Origin of the sequence: Polaribacter sp. Asnod1-A03 (genome assembly GCF_045063585.1) — a bacterium.
Classification (GTDB): Bacteria; Bacteroidota; Bacteroidia; order Flavobacteriales; family Flavobacteriaceae; genus Polaribacter.
In genome coordinates this window covers 2,727,292-2,750,261 of record NZ_JBEFOE010000009.1, presented here as the reverse complement: position 1 = coordinate 2,750,261, position 22,970 = coordinate 2,727,292, and the positions used below count along the sequence as shown (strand labels likewise).

16 protein-coding genes are annotated in these 22,970 nt (G+C 29.6%); 6 read left to right on the top strand and 10 right to left on the bottom strand.

Translation table 11 applies throughout. From position 1 onward, the window contains the following. Position 1 precedes the first annotated feature (1 nt). Together ACJJVY_RS12395 and ACJJVY_RS12390 are read right to left on the bottom strand one after the other, a co-directional pair. Positions 2-1,201, bottom strand: coding sequence for an NADH:ubiquinone reductase (Na(+)-transporting) subunit B (locus ACJJVY_RS12395; RefSeq protein ID WP_405609069.1), 1,200 nt, complete (start codon positions 1,199-1,201; stop codon positions 2-4). Between the two features lie 4 nt (positions 1,202-1,205). After that, the gene (locus tag ACJJVY_RS12390; RefSeq protein ID WP_405609066.1) at positions 1,206-2,555 is read right to left on the bottom strand and encodes a Na(+)-translocating NADH-quinone reductase subunit A; all 1,350 of its coding nucleotides are present in this window, start codon (positions 2,553-2,555) and stop codon (positions 1,206-1,208) included. A gap of 240 nt (positions 2,556-2,795) precedes the next feature. Here ACJJVY_RS12390 and ACJJVY_RS12385 point away from each other — a divergent pair, with 240 nt between their 5' ends. Together ACJJVY_RS12385 and ACJJVY_RS12380 are read left to right on the top strand one after the other, a co-directional pair. Beyond that, positions 2,796-3,977 carry a DUF5103 domain-containing protein gene (locus tag ACJJVY_RS12385; RefSeq protein WP_405609063.1) on the top strand — a complete coding sequence of 394 codons (1,182 nt, stop codon included), beginning with the start codon at positions 2,796-2,798 and terminating at the stop codon, positions 3,975-3,977. 57 nt (positions 3,978-4,034) lie between these two features. Then, positions 4,035-6,461 (top strand): hybrid sensor histidine kinase/response regulator, encoded by a 2,427-nt coding sequence (locus tag ACJJVY_RS12380; RefSeq protein WP_405609060.1) that lies wholly within the window; start codon positions 4,035-4,037, stop codon positions 6,459-6,461. On the opposite strand, the gene ACJJVY_RS12375 is transcribed toward ACJJVY_RS12380, so the two are convergent. From ACJJVY_RS12375 to ACJJVY_RS12360, 4 genes are all read right to left on the bottom strand, one after another. Continuing rightward, the gene (locus ACJJVY_RS12375; RefSeq protein ID WP_405609057.1) at positions 6,454-7,809 is read right to left on the bottom strand and encodes a sigma-54-dependent transcriptional regulator; all 1,356 of its coding nucleotides are present in this window, start codon (positions 7,807-7,809) and stop codon (positions 6,454-6,456) included. The two genes, ACJJVY_RS12380 and ACJJVY_RS12375, sit on opposite strands and share 8 nt — an antisense overlap. Positions 7,810-7,931: 122 nt before the next feature. Then, a complete protein-coding gene (locus ACJJVY_RS12370; RefSeq protein ID WP_405609054.1) occupies positions 7,932-8,282 on the bottom strand; it encodes a hypothetical protein in 351 nt (116 codons plus the stop codon). A gap of 44 nt (positions 8,283-8,326) precedes the next feature. Then, positions 8,327-8,677 carry a hypothetical protein gene (locus ACJJVY_RS12365; RefSeq protein WP_405609051.1) on the bottom strand — a complete coding sequence of 117 codons (351 nt, stop codon included), beginning with the start codon at positions 8,675-8,677 and terminating at the stop codon, positions 8,327-8,329. A gap of 61 nt (positions 8,678-8,738) precedes the next feature. After that, positions 8,739-9,071 carry a hypothetical protein gene (locus tag ACJJVY_RS12360; protein WP_405609048.1) on the bottom strand — a complete coding sequence of 111 codons (333 nt, stop codon included), beginning with the start codon at positions 9,069-9,071 and terminating at the stop codon, positions 8,739-8,741. A gap of 330 nt (positions 9,072-9,401) precedes the next feature. Between ACJJVY_RS12360 and apaG the strand changes: the two genes are divergently transcribed. Both apaG and ACJJVY_RS12350 read left to right on the top strand, forming a co-directional pair. After that, positions 9,402-9,788: a Co2+/Mg2+ efflux protein ApaG gene (gene apaG / locus ACJJVY_RS12355; RefSeq protein WP_405609045.1), complete on the top strand. Its 387-nt coding sequence runs from the start codon at positions 9,402-9,404 to the stop codon at positions 9,786-9,788. After that, positions 9,776-10,906: a DUF3667 domain-containing protein gene (locus tag ACJJVY_RS12350; protein ID WP_405611662.1), complete on the top strand. Its 1,131-nt coding sequence runs from the start codon at positions 9,776-9,778 to the stop codon at positions 10,904-10,906. Before apaG ends, ACJJVY_RS12350 begins: the two co-directional genes overlap by 13 nt. Here the strand turns inward: ACJJVY_RS12350 and ACJJVY_RS12345 are convergent. Further along, positions 10,872-11,660: an NRDE family protein gene (locus ACJJVY_RS12345; RefSeq protein WP_405609041.1), complete on the bottom strand. Its 789-nt coding sequence runs from the start codon at positions 11,658-11,660 to the stop codon at positions 10,872-10,874. The two genes, ACJJVY_RS12350 and ACJJVY_RS12345, sit on opposite strands and share 35 nt — an antisense overlap. An 82-nt stretch (positions 11,661-11,742) precedes the next feature. Here ACJJVY_RS12345 and pruA point away from each other — a divergent pair, with 82 nt between their 5' ends. Both pruA and ACJJVY_RS12335 read left to right on the top strand, forming a co-directional pair. Beyond that, positions 11,743-13,368 (top strand): L-glutamate gamma-semialdehyde dehydrogenase, encoded by a 1,626-nt coding sequence (gene pruA / locus ACJJVY_RS12340; protein ID WP_405609038.1) that lies wholly within the window; start codon positions 11,743-11,745, stop codon positions 13,366-13,368. Positions 13,369-13,545: 177 nt separating this feature from the next. Then, positions 13,546-14,130, top strand: coding sequence for a hypothetical protein (locus tag ACJJVY_RS12335; protein WP_405609035.1), 585 nt, complete (start codon positions 13,546-13,548; stop codon positions 14,128-14,130). A 412-nt stretch (positions 14,131-14,542) separates the two neighbouring features. Here ACJJVY_RS12335 and ACJJVY_RS12330 read toward each other — a convergent pair whose 3' ends face one another. The 3 genes from ACJJVY_RS12330 to ACJJVY_RS12320 all read right to left on the bottom strand — a co-directional run bounded on the left by ACJJVY_RS12330 (position 14,543) and on the right by ACJJVY_RS12320 (position 22,902). Then, the gene (locus ACJJVY_RS12330) at positions 14,543-16,021 is read right to left on the bottom strand and encodes a hypothetical protein (protein WP_405609032.1); all 1,479 of its coding nucleotides are present in this window, start codon (positions 16,019-16,021) and stop codon (positions 14,543-14,545) included. A gap of 17 nt (positions 16,022-16,038) precedes the next feature. Continuing rightward, on the bottom strand, positions 16,039-19,128 hold the full coding sequence (locus ACJJVY_RS12325) for a SusC/RagA family TonB-linked outer membrane protein (protein ID WP_405609029.1): 3,090 nt from the start codon (positions 19,126-19,128) through the stop codon (positions 16,039-16,041). Between the two features lie 432 nt (positions 19,129-19,560). Then, a complete protein-coding gene (locus tag ACJJVY_RS12320; RefSeq protein WP_405609026.1) occupies positions 19,561-22,902 on the bottom strand; it encodes a reprolysin-like metallopeptidase in 3,342 nt (1,113 codons plus the stop codon). Positions 22,903-22,970 lie beyond the last annotated feature (68 nt).

Below are 22,970 nucleotides of genomic sequence, written 5' to 3'. Positions count from 1 at the left end.
ATTAGGCAGTTTTAACTTTAGTACGTTTTAATCTTTTCTTTATGTTTCCTTGTACCACATAATGGTCTATTGTTGGTGCAAAAACATTCATTAACAAAATTGCTAACATAACACCTTCTGGATATGCAGGGTTAAATACACGAATCATAATTGCTATAAAACCTGCTAAGAAACCATAAATCCACTTTCCTTTGTTTGTTTGTGCTGCTGTTACTGGATCTGTAGCCATAAAAACAGCTCCAAATGCCAAACCACCAATTAATAATTGCTCCCACCAAGGTGCATTCATTAACCCATAAAACTTACTAGACTCTGTAATAATTTCTGCTCCAACAATTAAGTTAAAGATGAAACCCATTACTGCTGCTCCTAAAAAAGTAGAAAGAATAATTCTCCAACTTCCAATTTTTGTAAAAATTAAAAATGCAGCTCCTAAAAGAATTAAGAAAGTTGATGTTTCTCCTACAGAACCTGGTATAAATCCAAAAAACTTATCCCAAGTAGAGTAAACTACCTCTTGACTTTGAGCATAAGCTCCTAAAATAGTTTCTCCTGAAATTGCATCTTCTGTACCCACTCTATTAACAGCATCATGCACCCAAACTTTATCTCCAGACATCCAAGTAGGGTATGCAAAGAATAAAAATGCTCTAATTGTTAATGCTGGGTTTAAGATATTCATCCCTGTACCACCAAAAACTTCTTTACCAATTACTACACCAAAGATTACTGCTACTGCTAACATCCATAAAGGTGTATCTACTGGTACAATTAAAGGCACTAACATACCTGTTACTAAATATCCTTCTTCTACTTCGTGTCCTTTAATTACTGCAAAAATAAATTCTACAATAAGCCCTACTGCATAAGAAACGATTACTAATGGTAATACTTTTATAATCCCAATCCAAAGGTTATCAAACGTAAAAAAGTTTGCTAACACATCTGTTCTTAAAGAATTATCTATTGCTGCATAGTGTTGAAAACCTGCATTAAACATTCCAAAAATTAAGCAAGGAACTAAAGCCATAATTACAATATTCATTGTACGCTTTAAATCATCTGCTGCTTTTATATGAGTTCCTCCGTGAGTAACATCATTTGGTAAATATAAAAAAGTATGGATTGCGTTAAACGCAGGAGCCATCTTTGTTCCTTTATATTTTTCTTTTAAATTATGTAAATTTTGTTTTAAGCCCATAATCTTATCCTAATTCTTCTCTCATTAAATCTAAACCTTCACGTATTATTTTTTGGTGAGGTTGTTTAGACACACAAATAAATTCTGTTAGTGCAAAATCTTCTGGAGCTACTTCGTAACCTCCTAAAGCTTCCATTTCATCTAAATCTTTATACATAAATGCTTTTAACAATTGCATTGGATAAATATCTAAAGGAAAAACTTGTTCGTAAGAACCTGTAACAACAAATGCTCTATGTTCTCCGTTTGTATTTGTATTTAAGTCGTATTTTTTCTTTGGTGTTAACCAAGAGAAAGTTAACGCTCTAGATGTAGAAATTTTATTAAAAACTGGCTTATTCCAACCAAAAAACTCATAATCATCTCCTTCTGGAATTGCAGTAATTTGGTTATCATAATACCCTAAAAAATCATCCGCTTTTACTTCTTTACCTGAAAGTACATTACCACTAATTACTCTTGCATTATCATTTTCTAAATTACTAGCTGTAATATCTGCAATAGTTGCTCCTGCAATTGCAGTAACATATTGTGGTTTACTAAATTTAGAACCTGTTAAAGCAATTGTTCTTGTTGCATTAAACTTACCTGTTAAAAACAACTCACCAATAATAACTAAATCTTGAGGAGTAATAACCCAAACAACTTCTCCTTTATTAATAGGGTCTATTTTTGCAATTTGAGTACTTACATTACCTGAAGGATGAGGACCAGAAACTTTATGTAATTCTACTCCGTTTACTTTTGATAAAGGAGAATTAGAATTAGCACCAACAGAAACATGCACTTTACCTTCTGTTAATTTAGAAACTGCTGTAATTGCAGCTTGTAATTCTGCTTCTTTACCTGCTAAAGTATAATCTAAATCTGCAGCTAATGGCGCACTTGCATATGCAGAAATAAAGATTGCTTTTGGCGCTTGACTAGGATTTGCAACCACATCATAAGGACGCTGCCTTACAAATGGCCAACAACCAGAAGCAAATAAATAGTTCTTAACCTCTTCTGCAGACATGCTTGCTGCATCTTTAGTACCGAAATCTTTAAATTCTTGTGTAGAATCTGCTGCGATCTTAACTGTTAAAACTTTTCTTCTAGCGCCACGAATTACCTCTACAACTTTACCAGAAACCGGACTTGGAAACAAAATACGTTCGTCACTTTTTGAATGAAAAAGTGCCTCACCTGCTTTTACTTCTGCGCCTTCTTTAGCTATAAGTTTAGGGATAATTCCGTGAAAATCTTCTGGCTTAACTGCATAAACACTACTTAAAGTAATAGCTGTAGTTGTTTTTTCTGCACCGCCAACAAGCTTAATATCTAAGCCTTTTTTAATACGAATGTCTTTTGACATAGTAATTTGGAATTGTTAGTTATCATAAAAAATCAAGCAAATTTAGGCTTTTTGCCATTTATGAAAGAAATATTTTAACTTTTATCTTGGCTAATATTTCTTATTTATAATAATTCTAAATTATTAATTTTATTGAAATCGTTTTAGTAGTAATTTTTGGCTTAAATATTGATTAATCAAAAAAATGAATGTTATTTTTGTTAGATGAGTAAAAAAAATTTTATACCAATATTTATTTTTTTGAGCTTTCATATATTTTCTCAAAATATAAAATCGATACAACTTAGACCCCTACAAGAAAACAACTTTTCTTCTATTGTTCCTTTAGGTACAATTCTAGAATTATCTTTTGATGATTTAGATGCTGACAGTAAAGATTATCAATACAAAATAGAGCACATGACCCATAATTGGGAGTCGAGTAGATTATCTTCTAGCCAATATATAGATGGTTTTGACCAAAATACAATTATAAATGTAACTAACTCTTTTAATACGCTTCAAAATTACACACATTATTCGGTACAAATACCTAATGTAAATACTGTAATTACAAAAAGCGGAAACTATCTTTTATCAGTTTTAAATAGTTATGATGAAGTTGTGTTTACCAAACGTTTTGTATTGTACGAAAACTTAGTAACAACTGGAGTTATTGTAGAAAGAAGCAGAAATACAAAAACACTAAATACACAGCAAACAGTTCAGTTCTCTGTAAATCACCCTAATCTAACAATTAACAACCCTAACCAAGAAATAAGCATCGTTATTTTAAAAAATAATAATTGGAATGAGAAAATTACAGACATTCAACCATCGTTTTTTAAGCAAAATCAATTACTATATACTTATACCAACAAAACAAACTTTTGGGGAGGAAATGAATATTCGTTTTTCGACAGCAAATTAATTAGCAACAGCAGTTTAAATATTGCAAAAGTGATCAAAAAAGACATTTACCATCATTATATTTATCCTGCTAACTACAATCCTTATACGACCTACAAATACAATCCGGATATAAATGGGCAATTTGTAATTAGGACTTTAGAAGCGGATGATTCTGAAACTGAAGCAGATTATGTGTCTATGCATTTTTCACTTAATACAGAAGAACCCTTTGCAAATAAAGAAGTATATATTTACGGTGCTTTTAATGATTTTAAGCTCACTGATGAAAATAGAATGCTGTATAATTACGAGGAAAAAGCGTACAACGGAAACCTTATATTAAAACAAGGTTTTTACAATTATACTTTTGTGACACTTGATAACAATCAAACGGTAGATACTAATGAAATTAATGGTTCGTTTTATCAAACAGAAAATGAATATACTGTTATTGTTTACTACAAACCTTTTGGTAGTTTTTACGAACGTGTAGCCGGAATTGGTACTGGTTATTTTAATCAGAATAAATAAAAAATAAAATTTTAACTTATTGTTTTTATTAATTTAATAAAAAGTCAGTTTTACTTTATGCAATCACTAAAAAACAAATTTACCTTTAAAGTTCTAATAGGATATATTATCCTTGGTTTTTTGGCTACAATTTCTGGTTTTTTAGTACTTTCTGAAATCAAAACTTTTACTCAAATACAAAAACAAGATATTTCTGATAGAAATATTATAGTTAAAACTGGAACTTTAATAGCTAGTATCTATAAAAATGAAAGTTTAGCTAGAGCTGCTCTTCAATTTAATTCTGAATCAAAATTTAATGAATATTTAGATGAAAACAAGCTGTTAGTAACCAAAATAGATTCACTAAAACTTATCATAACTAATAATTCTCAAGAATTTATTTTAGATAGTATTAAACTAATTATTGATAAAAAATTAAAAAACATTATTGATTTAAAGAATTTAGACAACAATACTAATTCTGACGAATCTATAAATAACGCCATTAGCAAATTAAGTTCTATTGACTCTCTTTTGGTTAAAATAACAATAAACGATTTTGTTAATAACCCTTTACTTTTCGACAATGAAACCCGTTCTAAATTAGAAGACTTTGCACTTCAATTAAACCAATATGTACCAAAAGATTCCATAAATAATATCGAACAAAAAAAGATTGATTCTTTAGTATCCGTTTCTAGAGATATGTTAAAAAAAGCTCAGAATAGAAATAACATTCAACGTTTATCCTTAAGAAAAAAACAAAACGAACTTATAGAAAACGACTTAACTATTTCTAGAAAATTATACGAACTTTTAGAAAACCTGGAAAAAGACATTATTCTCTACACAAGTAGCATGAATAAACAACGAGAAGAAACCTTAAATCAAAGTAAAAAAATAATTCTACTGGCAGCAGGAGTCAGTTTTATAATTATTGTTCTCTTTTCTATTATTATTTTGAGTGATTACTGGAAAACCCAGAAATACAGAAATCAGTTAGAAAAAGCCAATACAAAAACAACATCCCTTTTAAAAAGTAGAGAGCAATTAATTTCTATGGTAAGTCATGATTTAAGAACTCCATTAAACACCATTTCTGGTTTTAGTGAACTCCTTCAAAAATCAAGCAAAAATACAAAAGATAAAAATTATATAGATCATATTAGAAGAGCATCTAGTTATATGGGACAATTGGTTGATGATCTTTTAGAGTTTTCTAAACTAGAAAATGGTCATATAAATATAGAATCAATACCTTTTAATTTAGAAAATTGCATTAATGAAATTGTTCTTAATGCTAAAAGCATCATTAAAGACAAACCAATAAACTTAGTGGTTAAGCATGATAAATCTATTGACAACCTTATTATTGGAGATCCTTTTAGGATAAAACAAATTTTATCTAATTTAATTGTAAATGCCTGCAAATTTACAAATGAAGGAACTATAACAGTAGAAAGTATTTTAAGACGTAATACTGATGAAAATACTTTAGAGATTTTAGTAAGTGACACAGGTATTGGGATCAGCAAAAAACAAAAAGAAACTATTTTTAAGGCTTTTAATCAAGCAGAAAATAGTAAAACCAATAATTTAAAAGGATTCGGTTTAGGACTAACTATTTCTAAAAAACTGGCAGAATTACTAAACGGAACTTTAAGTTTAGAAAGTGAAGTAAATGTAGGGAGTACTTTTAGTTTAAAAACACCAATTATTATATCAAAAAAGCCAATTGCAAAAATTGATGAGACTAAAAATGTTATTCCTTTGTTTAACCTAACAGCTGTTGTGGTAGAAGATGATGCTTCTATAAGACAACTTTTAGAAGATTTTTTAAAACAATTTAATATTAAATCTCACACATTTGAAAACGCCCAAGACGCTATTAAATCCATTAAAAAATTAACTTACGATTTTGTTTTAACAGATATTCAGCTACCAAAAATGAATGGTATTCATTTTATGGAAATTCTTAAAAAGAAAAAACATTATTCTAATCAACCTTTTTTCGCAATGACAGGGCGTGCAAATATTTCTAGAGAAGAATTGATGAAAATTGGTTTTTCTGAAGTATTGATAAAACCATTTGATTCTGATAAACTTCAAAACGTTTTACATCATTTTTTTACTGCTCAACATATAGATGCTACATCAAATTATATAAAACAACAAAAAACTACTGACGGATTTAGCCTTAAAACTATAAATTCTTTTTTAAATAATGATGTTAAAGCTATAGAAAACACCTTACAGATTTTCTTAAAAGACACTTTAAAAAACTATGCAACATTAAAAGAAGCTAAAAAAAATGATGACATACAATTACTGAATCAAATAAGTCATAAAATGTTGAGTATGTTTAAACAACTAGAAGTTAAAAATCTAATTCCTCATTTAGAAATGTTTGAAACTGCTGATTCTTTTGATAACGAGGTTTTTATTGATTTTGAAAATCAATTAGATACATTTATAACCTCATTAAAGAATTATCTTAACTAAGATTGTATTCTTTCATTTTATTATAAAGTGTTTTTCTTGTGATATTTAATAATTTAGCTGCTTGTGTTCTATTATTACTCACCTCTTGTAACGCATTTATAATAAGTGCTTTTTCGTTCTCTTTTGTAGAAAATTTATTAGATAAACTTACAGCATTATTAGAACCAGGCTTAACATTTGTTAACTCACTAGGCAAAACATTTACATCTATAATTTCTGATTTTGTTAGTAAAGTAGCTCTTTTAATTACATTAGATAACTCTCTTAAATTACCTGGCCATTGATAATTCTGAAAAACAGTTAATACATTTTTAGAAAAACCTACAACAGATTTATTTAGTTGTTTATTAGATTTATTTAAAAAGAAATCTGCATATAAGATTAAATCATCATTTCTATCTTTTAGATTAGGTACTTTAATAGAAAACTCATTTAAACGATGGTATAAATCCTCTCTAAAATCACCTTTTTCTACTGCTAAAAGTAAATCTTCGTTTGTTGCAGTAATTAATCGGATATCAACGTTAATTTCTTTACTACTACCAATTGGTTTAACTTTTCTTTCCTGTAAAGCTCTTAGTAACTGTATTTGATTTTCGTAAGTTAAATTACCAACCTCATCTAAAAATAATGTTCCACCATTTGCAGACTCAAAATGACCTATTTTATCTTCATTTGCTCCCGTAAAAGATCCTTTTTTATGACCAAAAAACTCACTAGATGCTATTTCTCTTGGTATTGCACCACAATCTACAGGAATAAAAGGCTTGTCTTTTCTAGAACTTTTTAAGTGAATTGTTTTAGCAACTACTTCTTTTCCTGTTCCGCTTTCTCCTGTAACTAACACAGACATATCCGTTGGTGCTACAAGATCTATATACTCATTAAGTACTTTAGAAGAATTACTAATTCCTTTTACAAAATCTGCTGATTTTTTGCTGGTTACTTTCTCTTCTTTCTTTTTAGAAATTACTGTTGAATTTTCTGATTTTTCTTCTAAAGCGTTACTTATCACTTCTAAAACCTCATCTGGGTTAAAGGGTTTAGATATATAATCAAAAGCCCCTTGTTTCATTGCTTGGACAGCAGTAGACACTTCTGCATAACTAGTCATTAAAACAACAGGTACTGGTTCTTTATTTTTTTTTATTTGCTTTAATAAAGCAATTCCGTCACCATCTGGCAGACGTAAATCTGTAAAAACTAGGTCGTAATTTTGTTTCTCTAATTGTTGTAGTGCATTTTTTATATTGTAACTAACGTCAACAATATAATTATGTCGTTTTAAAAATTGCTTTAACATTTCTGAGAATGCCACATCATCTTCTACTAATAAAATCCCTTTCATAAAGCTTATTCATTTCTTACAAAAATATTAAGATAAATTGATTATAATAAAAAAAAGGCATTTTAATTAAAAAATACCTTTTCTCCTCTTTTTGAAAATTTGAAAAATTGAGTTTAAGATTTTTACATCTTTACTTTACTAACTACTTTTTCTTTAATCACTTCATCTTTTTTAAGCCACTCCCCCTTTTTATCTGCATAAACAACTCTTTCTGTTTCATCAACAGTAAGTGCTATTTTATATTGATCATTTGTATTTACATAAACTTTAGTAACTGTTGCTTCTGAAAAATCTTTTAAAATTGCATCTACAACTTTAGCAGGCAATTCTTTAATAGTAATTTCTTTAAAATCGTCATCTACTGATACAACTGCAATTTCATTTATTACCTTATTATTATTGTCCTCTAAAGCAAAAATTGAAACACTACTTGTTAAAATTATTACCGTTACTGTTAAAATTAATTTTTTCATAATTTATTTTTTTTAGTTATTATTAAAAATTGGTATTGATGATTCTATAATATATAATCAGACTCATTTTCTTTCTTTACATCTTCTTTATCCAACCAATTACCTTCTTTGTCTGCATAAACAAAACTTTTAGTTTCGTCATCAATCATAAATTTTATTTTATATTGACTTTTTTCGTTTACATAAGCTTTGGTAACAATTGCGGCGGAAAAATCTTCTAAAATTGAATCTACAACCGCACCTGGCAATTCTTTTAAAGTAATTTCTTTAAATTCATCACTATTAACTACAACAACAATTTGATTTAAATTCTTGTTATAATTATTCTCTAATGCAAATGTTGAAACTCCACTGGTTAAAACTGCTACTGTGATTGTTAAGATTAATTTTTTCATGATTCTTGATTTATATTAGTTTGTATTAAAAATGAGTTTAAAGATCATTTTAATCTCTAATTTACTCACTGACTGTAATTATATCCTCTTTTTTTAACCAATTACCTTCCTTATCAGCATAAAGAACTTTTTCTGTTTCATCAACAGTAATTTCAATTTTATACTGCTCGCTTTCATTTACATACACTTTAGATATAGCACCTGTTTTAAAGTCTTTCAATATTGCTTCAGTAACTGATTCTGGTAATTCTTTTATAGTAATTTCTTTAAATTCATCATTTACGACTACTGTAACAACTTGGTTAGAATTATTGTTACTATTGTTTGATAAAGCAAATGTTGAAACTCCACTTGTTAGTAATACTACTGCTACAGTTAAAACTAATTTTTTCATGATTTGTGTTTTTTAAATTTATAGTTATTGTTTTACGATTAGGTATAAAGAAATAAACATGCCACAGAAACATACTCACACACAAAAACACGTAAAACACTATAAGTCAATATTTTAAATAAAAAACACGATTATTTAACTATATATATTTTGTGTAAAAACCGGGTAATTTTGATTAAAACTGAGTAAACTTTACCCAATTTAAAAACACAAATAGTTTTTACAACTCTCAAAAGCAAGAAATTACCATTTATGGAGTAGTATTTTATTTAAAATAAATAGAAAAAAATCACTTGTAACATTTAAACAAAAAAACTACTTTTACTCATAATGGTATACAAAATAACAAAAGGAATAAAAATTTCTGTCAAAACAAATTACAACGGTGCAGACTATAGAAATAATAGGTTGTACCATACCTTTTCTTATGTAATATCTATTGAAAATAAATCTTCTGATACAGTAAAACTAACAGATAGATTCTGGAAAATTTATGATTCCTTAAATAGTACAGAAATTGTAAGTGGAGAAGGTGTAGTTGGCCAAACACCTGTTTTAAAACCAAATGACACTTATGTTTATAGTTCTGGTTGCTTTTTAGAATCTAATGTGGGAGCAATGAAAGGTTTTTATACCATGATTAATACAGATACATATCAACAATTTAAAGTAATAATACCAACTTTTCAACTAACAACCCTAGCATTATTAAACTAAGAAAAGCAAAAAATAAAAAACTGATTATTAAAGACCCAGAATGTTTAAACTGTGGTCATCCTTTTAGTGGTCATGAAAAATTTTGTCCAGATTGCGGGCAAGAAAATAAAGGTAATAGAATTCCTTTTGCAAATTTTGTTCAAGAATTATTTAGCGGTTTATTTAGTTTTGATGCTAAATTTTGGAAAACCATAATTCCTCTTTTAATAAAACCTGGTAAAGTTTCTAGAGATTATATTGATGGTAAAAGACAACGTTACACAAACCCATTTCGGTTTTACCTAATGGCTTCAATTATATTCTTTCTAATAATTGGGTTATCTAAAAATTTAGACAAGTTTAACGAATTAAAAAACGGTAACTTAAAGACAAGCACAAAAAACTTAGTAACTTTTGATGGTAATGAAAAAACAGAAAGTATTGATTTAGACTCTCTAAGAACAGCCATTAACAACGATTTAAAAAATGCTTGGATTCCTATAGACTCAATTAAAAGAAAACAAATTGCAGATGCTGCTGTAGAAGACGCAAAAGACAGTACCAAAACTGTCAGCAAAAATAGTATTGGTTTTAGCGGCTTAAAAATAGACGACTATATTCGTTTTCAAAAAAAACACCCTACTTTAGAAATAGACAGTGCTTTAGATAGTTTAAGCTTAGAAAAAACGTTTATTAATCGTTTTTTGTACAGCAGAGCAAAAGTTGTAAACTCTTTTATAGATCAACAAGATAGCCAAGAACAATTTTTAAATCAAATGCTTTCTTACGGTTCAATAGCACTTTTTATATTTCTACCTTTTTTTACTTTATTCTTAAAACTTTTTTATATCAGAAAAAAATACACGTATGTAGATCATTTAATTTTTGTTTTCCACACACAAACCGTATTTTTTATGTTAATTTCTATTTACTTTTTATTAGATATTTTCGGCTTAAATCCAAAATCTTGGCTTTTTACAATTTTGTTTTTAATCTACCTTTTTATAGCTATGAAAAATTTTTACAGACAAGGCTTTTTTAAAACCTTTATTAAATTCTTGTTCTTAAATTTAAACTACATGATTATTTCTTGCTTTGGAATTACTATTGTAGCATTAATTTCTTTTGTATTGTTTTAGAACTGTTTACAAAATCTAAATATCTCATTTTAATTTCTGACTCAACTTTCTTTACAGAAGTAATACTTACGGTTTCTACAGTATCACGTTTCATCTTTATAGAAACCTCTCTGTTCCCTAAATTTTCTTGTTGATGAAATTCTAATATTTCCTCTTGCTTAAACTCATCATTTTCTAACACCCAATCAGCAAACCAATTTTTCCTTAAAGCTTTCATTTCTTCTGTGTATAAAGTTGATGAAGACCAAATAGCAGATTCTTGCGCTAACTTATTAAAATGTTTTATTTTTCCATCCCAAACCAACTCATAAGTTTTTAATTGATTACTCCAATCAACCAAAATTAAAGTAAAAGGTTCAATGTTATAAAAATCAAAATTATTAATAAAATCAACTCCATCATCAGAAGATAAAATCTTTTTTACAATAACTCCCCTACTCATTTTATAAGAACTCTGTCTTGTATGAATTCTAAAACCTCCATTTAATAAACAAACTAATCTTTTTTTATCACTTAAGCCAATCCAAGTCCCACCAGCCAACTCATCTTTTGGATACGTTAACTCAACTCCATCTTCTAAATACTCTGTTGGCGGGATTGTTTTTCTTAACGGAGCTTCATCTCTATTAGAAGTTAAAATAAAATTATTATTTCCTAAAGGAAGATAAGTAACGGTGCACATATTTCTTTTAATTATATTATGATAAACTTTAAATTTAGATATAATCTTTAAACTTCCTTTAACAGAAGACATTAAAAACAGACTAAATTTATTGAAACAAAAATTGTAACTTTGAATCTCAAAATTAGTCGATTAAATTTTAAAAACATACAAAATGACAAGAGGATTTTTTAATGTTCCTAAAGCAGTAAATGAACCTGTTAAAGGATATGCTCCTGGTTCTCCAGAAAGAGAAGAATTATTAGCAACTTACAAAGCAATGTTTAATAACAATGTTGATGTACCAATGCACATTAATGGTGAAGAAGTAAGAACAGGAAACACAAAAAACATTACACCTCCTCATGATCATCAACATATTGTTGGTCAATATCACACAGCAGATAAAACACATGTAGACACAGCAATTTCTACAGCTTTAGCAGCAAGAGAAGCTTGGTCTTCTATTTCTTGGATGGAAAGAGCTTCTATTTTCTTAAAGGCTGCAGAATTATTAGCAGGTCCTTACAGAGCAAAAATGAATGCTGCAACAATGATTGCACAATCTAAAAACGTACACCAAGCAGAAATTGACGCTGCTTGTGAAATGATTGACTTCTTTAGATTTAATGTACAATATATGACTGATATTTTTAAAGATCAGCCAGCATCGGCTCCTGGAATTTGGAATAGAGTTGAGTACAGACCTCTAGAGGGATTTGTCTATGCTATTTCACCTTTTAACTTTACTTCTATTGCCGCAAACCTACCTGCAGCAGCAGCTTTAATGGGTAATGTTGTAGTTTGGAAACCTTCTGATCATCAAGCATATTCCGCACAAGTAATTGTAGATTTATTTAAAGAAGCTGGTTTACCTGATGGTGTAATTAATGTTGTTTACGGAGATCCTGTTATGATTTCTGACGCTTGTTTATCATCTCCAGATTTTTCTGGATTACACTTTACAGGTTCTACGTTTGTCTTTAAAGAACTATGGAAACAAATTGGTACAAATATCCACACATATAAAACATACCCAAGAATTGTTGGAGAAACTGGTGGAAAAGATTTTATCTGGGCACACAACTCTGCAAATCCTTTACAAGTTGCAACTGCAATTACAAGAGGTGCTTTTGAGTATCAAGGTCAAAAATGTTCTGCAGCTTCACGCGCTTACATTCCTACTTCTATTTGGAGCGAAGTTAAAGAACACCTAATCGCTCAAACATCTGAATTAAAAATGGGTTCTCCAGAAGATCCATCAAACTTTATAAACGCAGTTATACACGAAGGTTCTTTTGATAAAATTGCAAAACATATAGACTTAGCTAAAGCTGATGAAAATGCAGAGGTAATTATTGGTGGTAATTATGATAAATCTGTTGGATACTTTATTCAACCAACTGTTATTTTAGCAAAATCGCCAACTTTTGCAACCATGACCACTGAGTTATTTGGACCAGTTATGACTATTTATCTTTATGAGGATGCAGAATGGGAAGCTTCTTTAAAGTTAGTTGATGAATCTACAGAATATGCTTTAACAGGTGCTGTTTTATCTACAGATAGATATGTTGTAGAAAAGGCTTCTAAAGCTTTAGAAAATGCTGCTGGTAATTTTTATATTAATGATAAACCAACAGGTGCTGTTGTTGGTCAGCAACCTTTTGGAGGAGCAAGAGCTTCTGGAACAAATGATAAAGCTGGTTCTGCTCAAAACTTATTACGTTGGACTTCTGTTAGATTAATAAAAGAAACATTTGTAACACCTACAGACTACAAATATCCTTTCTTAGGGTAAAATACTTTTACATCAAAATAGATAAAGGCAATAATTTTTATTTATTGCCTTTATTGTTTTTTACAAATCCCTTATCAAAATATAATTGTAACCTCTCTAATTATAATTGTAAAATATTATTTTTTATTGTCTTTGCTAATAATTAATATATATTTGTTTTAATCAATTATAAACAAAATGAGAAACTTTTTTTCTATTCTAGCATTCATTATTTTATTTTTAAGTTTTAGCTGTAACAATGACAATTCCAAACCATTTGTCACTATTTCTGGAGTTATCAAAAACTCTAAAGATTCTGTTTTAACTATTGTTAGCGGTAAGGTTAATAAAAAAATTAAAGTTAGTCCAGAAGGAAAGTTTAGTGACACGTTGTATGTAGAGAAAGCTAAAATTTATAGAATGCACCTAAACAACTCTCAAAAAGGTTTTGTCTTCCTAAATAATGGTTATAATTTAAAACTGGACGGAGACGCAAACAACTTTTTTTATGGTTTTAAATATCTTGGAGAAGGTGCTGACTCTAATAATTTATTAATTTCTCAGCATAATTACTCTAAAAACGTAGGTAGCCCTCAAGACTTTATAAAACTTAATAGAGAAGATTATAATATAAAGGTTAAAAAGGTAACTAGAGATATTGATAGCATTAATAATTTATTTAAAAAGGCAGACACAGTACTTATTAATATTTCTAACAACAATAAAGACCGGTTTCTTACAATAATAGATCAAATGTATCATCAAACTTATGATTTTCAATAATTTTTTAGCACCTAAAAAGATTCTAATATTTAAAATTCAGTCACCCTTATAAAATATAGGCTTTAAAACCCTACTAAAATCATTAGCTCAAACTCTAAAAAACATTTATAATACTAGAACAGAGAATCTAATAACATAGAAATGTTTACTTAAAACATTTTTTTATTATAACCCCTCAAGAACCTTTCTATATCTTTTAGTATTTATTTTAAAAAACTGAAAAACACATCAATAGTAAAGCTATTAAGTATATGTTGTTTATAGACATAACCTTCCAAACAACACAATAAAACATCTTATTTTCTTTAAACACCAAAATAGTCAACTGTTTTTTCCAATTTCATATAACACAAAATAAAAGGTGGTAATTTTTCAATTACCACCTTTGTATATTTTAAAATATTTTTTCAAACTATCTCCAACCTCCTGTAGAGTAATCTGTACCAGCAACACCTTCAGTTCCTCCAAAAGTATAATACTCAGCAGGTATAGATTCTAATGCTGTTCCTGGAACAGGGAAATGCAATAATGTACCAGACTGTAGTAGATTTTCTTTTCTCATTTCAAAAAATGTTAAACCAGTACCTGTATATGCAAACTCAACTATTCTTTCATGATGAATAGCCTCTGCAATTGCATCTGCATCTGCAGCTACCTCAGGTAATTTACCTCTTACTACTCGTGTTCCTGCATTTATTACTGCTGCAGCAGCAGCTAAATCAGGCGCAGATTTGTTAGCTAAAGCCTCTGCAATGTACATATCATTTTCAGATTTAGATATTTCAACTACATTAATTGTCCAGATAGAAATATAATCATCTAAAGCACTGTATCTATAATTACTATAATGATAATAACCTCTTGCAGCAGCAAAACTATTAGAACTTAAATATTCGTAATCTGTATTTAATCGATCATCAATAGGATCTGTTGACTCCTCAATTAAAGTTACCCCATCTTCCCAGTAATCTGGTTGAGTAGGATCCATTTTATTAACAACCCTCATATCTGTTCTACCCCAACCAGGATAAACTAAATATGTTTTAGGTATTAAATCATACCAACTACTATCATCCATGTATATTTCAAAATCTGCTGTCATACCAGAGTTGGCATATTCTAAAACTCTATCCCAGTCAGCTGCAGCTTTTTCTTCACTATTTCTTAAATTACCAACTAACATTCTTGCCCCCATACTATTCATAAACTGAATTAAAGTTGCATTAGCACCACCACCACCAGGCAAAGCTACTTCTGATAAAGAAAGATTATTTTCTTCTGCTAAAGTAATAGCTTCATCTAATTTAGCTAAAGCAAATGTCATTGCTTCTGAATAAGTAGAAGAGCTCTCAAACCTTCCAGTACCAGCAATAGTACCAGTCTCATCAAACACCCATACTGTATCAAAAACCAACGCTAAATAACCAATAGATAATGCTTGCCCTAATTTTGCAATCATTTCAACTGATGCAGGATCGTCAAATTCTGTTCCATTTGCTATAGCTAAGGCTAAAGTGTTTGAATCTGTCAAAACAGCATATAAAGAATTAAAGTAAGACCTAGAAACATTATAACTATAAGAACTATTATTATTGAATGCAACTCTAGGCTCACTAGATGCATCTCTCATTCCAAAATTTCCCCAAGAACATGAAGACACATCCGCCATGGTTGCCATTGCTGCACCAGGAGCATTTGTACTATGAACTGTTAAATACCAATTTTGTAAAATACCTTCACCTGTTGCAACCAACGCTACAGGGTCTGATGTTAATATATTATCATCTGGGTTCTCTGTATTTAATACCTCCAAATCAGTACTAAAATCCTCACATGACATAAATATTGCCAAGAATGTTAGAATAGGTATTATTAATTTAATTTTTTTCATCATTAATATTTTATATGTTAAAATTTAATTTGTAAAGACAATGAATATGACGTTTGTGTAGGGTATACACCATAATCTACACTGTAATATTGCTGAGTAGCACTATCATAATTTGCTACTTCTGGATCCCAACCTTGATATTTAGTAAAAGTAAGTAAGTTTCTTCCAATGGCACTAATTTTTAATTCATCTAAAAATGATAATGCTTTATCTGTTGGTAAATTATAAGTTATTGACGCTTCTCTTAACTTTACAAAACTTCCATCTTCTACCCAAAAACCATTGCTATTATTGATATCATATAAACTAGCATAGTAATTTGTTGTTTTCTTTTCAGAATCTGCTTTCCCAGCTTGATCAACTATAACATTTCTTTCACTAATTGTTGTCCATTGTCCGTTTTTGTTATAAACATCTCCTCCTTTTTTCCAATCCCAAAGTAAATAAAAATCAAAGTTTTTATAGCTTAAATTAGATGTCAAACCAATTCTAAAGTCTGCGTTTTGATTTCCTATTTTTTCAAACACAGCTACTCCATCTTCTCCAACCTCTACAATAGCACTTTCATTAGTAGTACCGATTGTTGAAGTTTCTACAACTACACCATCTGAATTAACACTATAATCAGAAATTGACTGACCATCAGATAACTGATTTTCCATAGTAGATAAGTCTGTAACAAACCTACGCCCATACATAGACCCATATTCTATACCTTCTCTTAATAGAAACAAGCCATCATAACCAACTTTTTGTTCTGGAGCATTTAGTTTTGTAATATCAGAAGCTGTTTTAGTAAAATTAACTCCTATATTTAAAGTTAAATCATCTTTATTAATGATTTTAGAATTTAATGTAAACTCAAAAGTATTAGATTCTAAATCCCCAACATTTTGCCATTGTTGGTTTTTACCTGCATTTGCTGGTGAAAAAAGATTAACTAGCATAAATTGATCTGATGCTATTTGGTTAGAAAAAACAGCTTGTAAATTAAACATATCTAAGAATGACGCATTCAATCCTATTTCATTTTCTGTAGTTAATGATGGTTTTAAATCTGGATTTCCTTTTATCCTGTTTGTAGATAATGAACCTTGAGAAATGTTCGTTTTTTCATATTGCCAATCAAAACCTGGTCTTTGTCCTGAAGTACCTCTAGCAATATTTATTTTTAATTCTTGAACTCCAGGGATTTCTATATCTTGTGAAATTCTATATGCAGCGGAAGCTCTATAATAATCATTCCATCTACTATTGGCTCCAAAAAGAGAAGAACCATCTCTTCTATACAATCCGTCAAAAATATACCTGTCTTTATAAACAAACCCTGCAATTGCAAAATAATTTTGAGCAGTTACATACTCACTATTAGAATTTGCATAAACACTTGCAGTTACAAAGTTATCTAAAGTTGGTAAATCTTGATATAAATAGTCACTTGCACCCGTAGTAAACGTTTCATAATCCCTATCTTCTCCTAAGTAACTTAACTTAGCATTTACATCTAATTCTCCAAATGTTTTAGAGAAATTTAATGTAGCTTGCATTTTCTGAGAAAGCTCATAATAACTAGTTTTTGATAAACTACCTTTACTATAACCGAACCCTAAATCATCTCCACTTGTTGTGTAAGTATCATATTTAGCATTAGCTGTATATCTGTAGTTATTACTTTCAAAAGAATACTCTAAATCTACATTTAAATAATCATTTAACTCGTAATTTAATTTATAACTCCCTAAAAACCTTGCCTGTTTAGAAGCTGCGTCTCTTGCATATAATTCATATAAAGGATTGTCTATTTCATTTTCCCAAGGATCTGGTTTAAAGTAATATGGTTGCCCATCTGGATTATCGACAAGAACCTGAGAGTCTGGCGCCAATCTTGATACTATTCTGTAAATATCACTTCCCCCACCTGGACTATTGTCATTTATTTTAATGAAAGAGTTAGAAGTTGTAAATTTTAATTTATCATTATATTGAAAATCAGCATTAAGTCTAATTGTATTTCTATTATAACCTTCAGTTTCTGCTAATACTCCATCAGAACTAAATGATTCAGAAGAAAAGAACATTCTACCTTTATCATTACCATTAGAAATTGCCGCATATTGCGTAGTATTTACACCTGTTTTAAAGAATAAATCTTGAAAATCATTATAAACCCCATAAGGATTATCTGAATATCCATCTGCAGAAGGAGTACGAGAACCTGCAGGACTATTATCTCCTGAAGCAGCATATACACCTTGGTAATTACTAGAATACTCAACCCCATCATATTTTGTATAAAGACCTTGGTAATCTTCCCAATCAGCTGCTAAATCATAAGCGTGAGATTGATTTGTTTCAATAAAATTAGTGATTTTAGAAAATCCAACTTCTGAACGAAGTGTAACTTGAGTTTTACCTAATTTACCTCTTTTTGTTGTAATAACAATAACACCATTACCTGCTCTAGAACCATATAGAGAAGATGCAGAGGCTCCTTTTACTATTTCAAAAGATGCAATATCATCAACATTGATATCTCCTAATCCTCCTTCAACAAAAATTCCATCCATAATTACAAGTGGCGATTGTGATCCGTAAAAATTAGCACCACCACGCAATAAAATAGTAGCTCCAGCACCTGGTCTACCTAAGTTTGTTACAGTAACACCCGCCACCTTACCTTGTAAAGCACTTGCTGCAGAACCTGCAGGTACTTTTTCAATATCAGCTGCAGATACAGAAGCTACAGTTACAGATAACTTCTTTTTAGATGTTGCACCAGCAACACCTGTTAAAACTATTTCATCTAATACATTAGCATCTTCCACTAAAGTAATATTAATAGTATTAGAACTCCCAACTTTTTTTACAATAGTTTTATAACCAATATAACTAAAACTGATAGCATCACCTACTTTAGCTTTTATTGAATATTTACCATCAAAATCAGTTTCGGCTCCTTTTACCGTTCCTTTTATGAGAACACTTACACCAGGTAACACCCCAGATTCATCTGAGACCACACCAGAAATAGTTTTTTCTTGTGCAAAGGTTATTTGCACAACAAACGCCAATAAAAGCGTTAAAAATCCTTTAAACTTTGTTTTCATTTGCTTAATTATTTGAATTAATTCGCACCAAATGTGCTAAATTTCTACTAATAAAACAATTTTTTATCATAAATTAATAATTTTACTAATGATTTTTGAAAAAACATTAAACTTAAGACAATTAATTAAATTATTATTTTAATACTTATTTTGAAATAAAATATATTATTAATACTATTTTAACATTAATAATATATTTTAAATATTTTTCAACATTTTAAAACTCTTAAAACACCTTTTTAAATATTCTTATTTTTTTGTTAAAAAAATTAACACGCATACCCTTTTTTAACTTTTTTTTATAAAAAATTAACAAAATTATATTTAAAAAAAGTCTAAAATCTAAATTAGAGTAAAAAAGCGACTAAATAATAAAAAAGCCAAATCAAAAAATTGATTTGGCTTTTTTATTAAATTAATTATTAAACTCTCCTACCTAATAATAAGTTTTTGAGTAGTTTGTTTTCCTCCATTTATTACTTTTAACAGGTATAAACCCGCAGAGGCCTTTTCAAAAGATATTCTTTCTGAAAAATCAGTTACTGTGTTATAGTAATTTTTCTCATCAATCAGTCTACCTCTAATATCAAATAATTGTACAGAAACCTCTTCTGTATTTATCACTTTTAAAGTTAATGTAAACTCTCCTTCTGTTGGATTTGGATAAAGATTAAATCCATCAAAATCAATCGCTGTAACAGAAGCTGTATTATCTACAATAATAGTATAATCTTCTGTTTCCCCCCATTCTGAAACATGATTTTCATCACAAGCTCCTCCACCAGGAACAAAACTACTATTATAATACTCTATAAAAACTCTCATTCTTGTAGCACCAAATTGAGCATCACTTGGAATTGTAATCGTAAAAGATGATGTTCCCTCATTACTTGTATCAGGGTTGTTATCATTATCTAACTGACTCCCTAAATCATACTTCTCTGTTTCAACATCAAAAATATAATCTTGATTCCAATCTATATAAACAAAACATTGATCTTGATATCCACCAGTATCAAAAGTAACACTAATTTCATGAGAATCTCCTCTTATCACATTTGTGCTAATAGATGTAAAATCTTCATAACCATCAACTGTATCATTAAAAGAATCATTATTAATTGTATTAAAAGTTACATTAGTTATATGCTCTGTCCCGTTTAACTCATCGGTAAAGGTTGATAAACAATAAGACGGAGTTGTTGTATTAAAGCTAAATACCTCAGAGAAATCACCTTCTCCACAGTTATTTTTTGGTTTTACTCTCCAATAATAAATTGTATCTCCTAACAAACTAGTTAAAGAATAAGTATTTGTTGTTACATTTCCGCTAGAAACTATAGAAGAAAAACCACTATCTGTAGCAACCTCAACATCATAACTCAAAACATTAGAATCTTCTACCCAACTTAAATCTGTATTTATGCTTATATCTACAGAATTATCTTCTGGAGATGATAAGCTTACAGCATTAAAACTAGAGGTTGTAAGATTTAATTCTACGTCTATATTTTGATTTAAGCTATTAGCACTCCCTAAAACATTTATGGTATAAATTTGAGGTGTTGCCGTGTTAAAACCTGTAATTTGCATCGTAACATTTCCGTCTGAATTTATAATTGATGGGCTAAATGTTGCATTAACTCCAGACGGCAATCCAGATGCCGTTAAAGCTACGTTTTCTGAAAAACCATTTATAAAATCTAAACCCAAAACATAACTTGCTGTTTCATTACCTGTGTTACAAATTACTTGAGCGCCACTTGTATTAGTCATTACAAAAGTTGGTTCTGTAGAATTAATTATAAAATTTGTACTATTTACATTATAAAAAATATTATCTGCTGCCTCTACCAATATTCTTGCAGAAGAAGTTGCATTATTAGGTATTACAATATTTTCTGTACCATCGTTTGGTGTATTTGATTTTATTGTAATAGGAAACGTTAACCCTCCATCTATAGATAGTTTAATATTTACTGTAGCACAATTTATCGGAGCAATATCTGTAGTTCCTTTAGCCCAACTTATCGTTTGTGTAGAACCTACATCCCAAGTTACAGCAGAATTTGGAGTAGAAACAGTAAAAGGCACTGCATCTACCACAGAAACATTCATATCATCTCTTGCTGTACTTCCTCCACCAGAATGATTATCTCTTACTAAAAAAGAAAAACTGAAATCTCTTTCTACAGACGGTAAAACCTCCCAAGTAGTTGATGTGCTTCCTGCTACAATAGTTGCCAAATCTGGCATATATCTATCAGGAGATGTTTTAGATGGCAAAGATCTAAACATTGGCCCACTGTCGTTTGTACTTACAGGTGGCATTTCCCCTACTTCATTATCAATTTGCTCCCAATTATAAGTTAAGCTAGACAATCCGTCTGCATCTGTTGCCGTACCTGATAATTTAAAAGGTGTAGATTTTGGTATACTATAATCTAATCCAGCATTTGCTACAGGTGCTGTATTATTAGTATTTGTTATAACGGCACAAGTTCCTGTAGATTGAATTATACTCCAAATTTGAGCAATACTTACTGCATGAAAATAATCATCGCTATTTCCATCTAAGTTTCCTTCTTCAACATTTGGAGAACAAATACCTGCATATCCCATGATTGTTGATCCACTTCCAGGTTCTACCGCGGTAGATCTTGTTCTATTACAATCATTATTTTGTGTATGTGTTGCTCCAAATTGATGTCCTAATTCATGAGCTACTAAATCAATATCATACGGATCTCCAACAGGTGAACCCAAACCAGTAACTCCTCTAGCTTTTTGACTAGTTACACAAACAACACCTAAACCTGCTAAACCAGACAACTGACCTCCAGAAGTACTAAATACATGGCCAATATCATAATTTTCATCCCCTATCTGAGCATCACAAATTGATTGAACTTGATCTATTAAAGTATCTGGATCCGCATCTGACATACCATCTAAATCTGCATCTAAAAAAATAATTTTATCATTATCGTCTACAATTACTAGTTTTACAGCTAAATCTCTTTCAAAAACACCATTAATTCTTGTTATTGATGTATTCATTGCCGACAAAACAGCTGCTTTTTTAACAGCTTCCGAAGCATTATCATCAATATTTTGTTGACTTGCTCCTAAATGAAAATCTGCATACTCACCTGTACAAGCTAATGCTAAGCGAAAAGTTCTTAACTTTCCATCGTCTGCATTATTATTAAAGTCAGAAATTGTAAATTCACTTTGTACAGAAGTTTCTACCTCACATTTAAAATCTTCATCTATCTTACTTAAACTACTTTTTTGATAAACTATCAAATCTTGGTTATCTCTAGAATACGGATCTATATATAATGTACCTTTCTTGCCTGAAAAAACAACCGCATGAAAACCATCTGTACCTATACTAATTTTTGCTACAGCTGTAGGATCATCTATACCTTGTGCAGAATAAGATTTAATTTCTGGATATTTAACTTGTAAAGCTGCCTCAAAATTTGAAGTTTCTTTTATTTGAAATTTTGATAATGTTCCGTCTGAATTTGGCAACTCTATAATGTTACTCTTAGTTACCGACTTACTTTTTAAATTCTTAGAAAAATTATTTACATCTAAGGATAAAATCTCATACTTGGATGGAAAATGCTTTTTTTGATAAACTTCTTTCTTTTGAAGATGGTAATTTATTTTATCTACTTTATTCCATATTTGCTGAGAACTTAGACTATTAATACTTAAAAATAGAATGGCTATTAACAGTATAAATGGTAATTTATTTTTCATGATAAGATATTAAAAATATAAATATATAGTATCAAATATAACGAATTATTTACCTTTGCAATTGATAT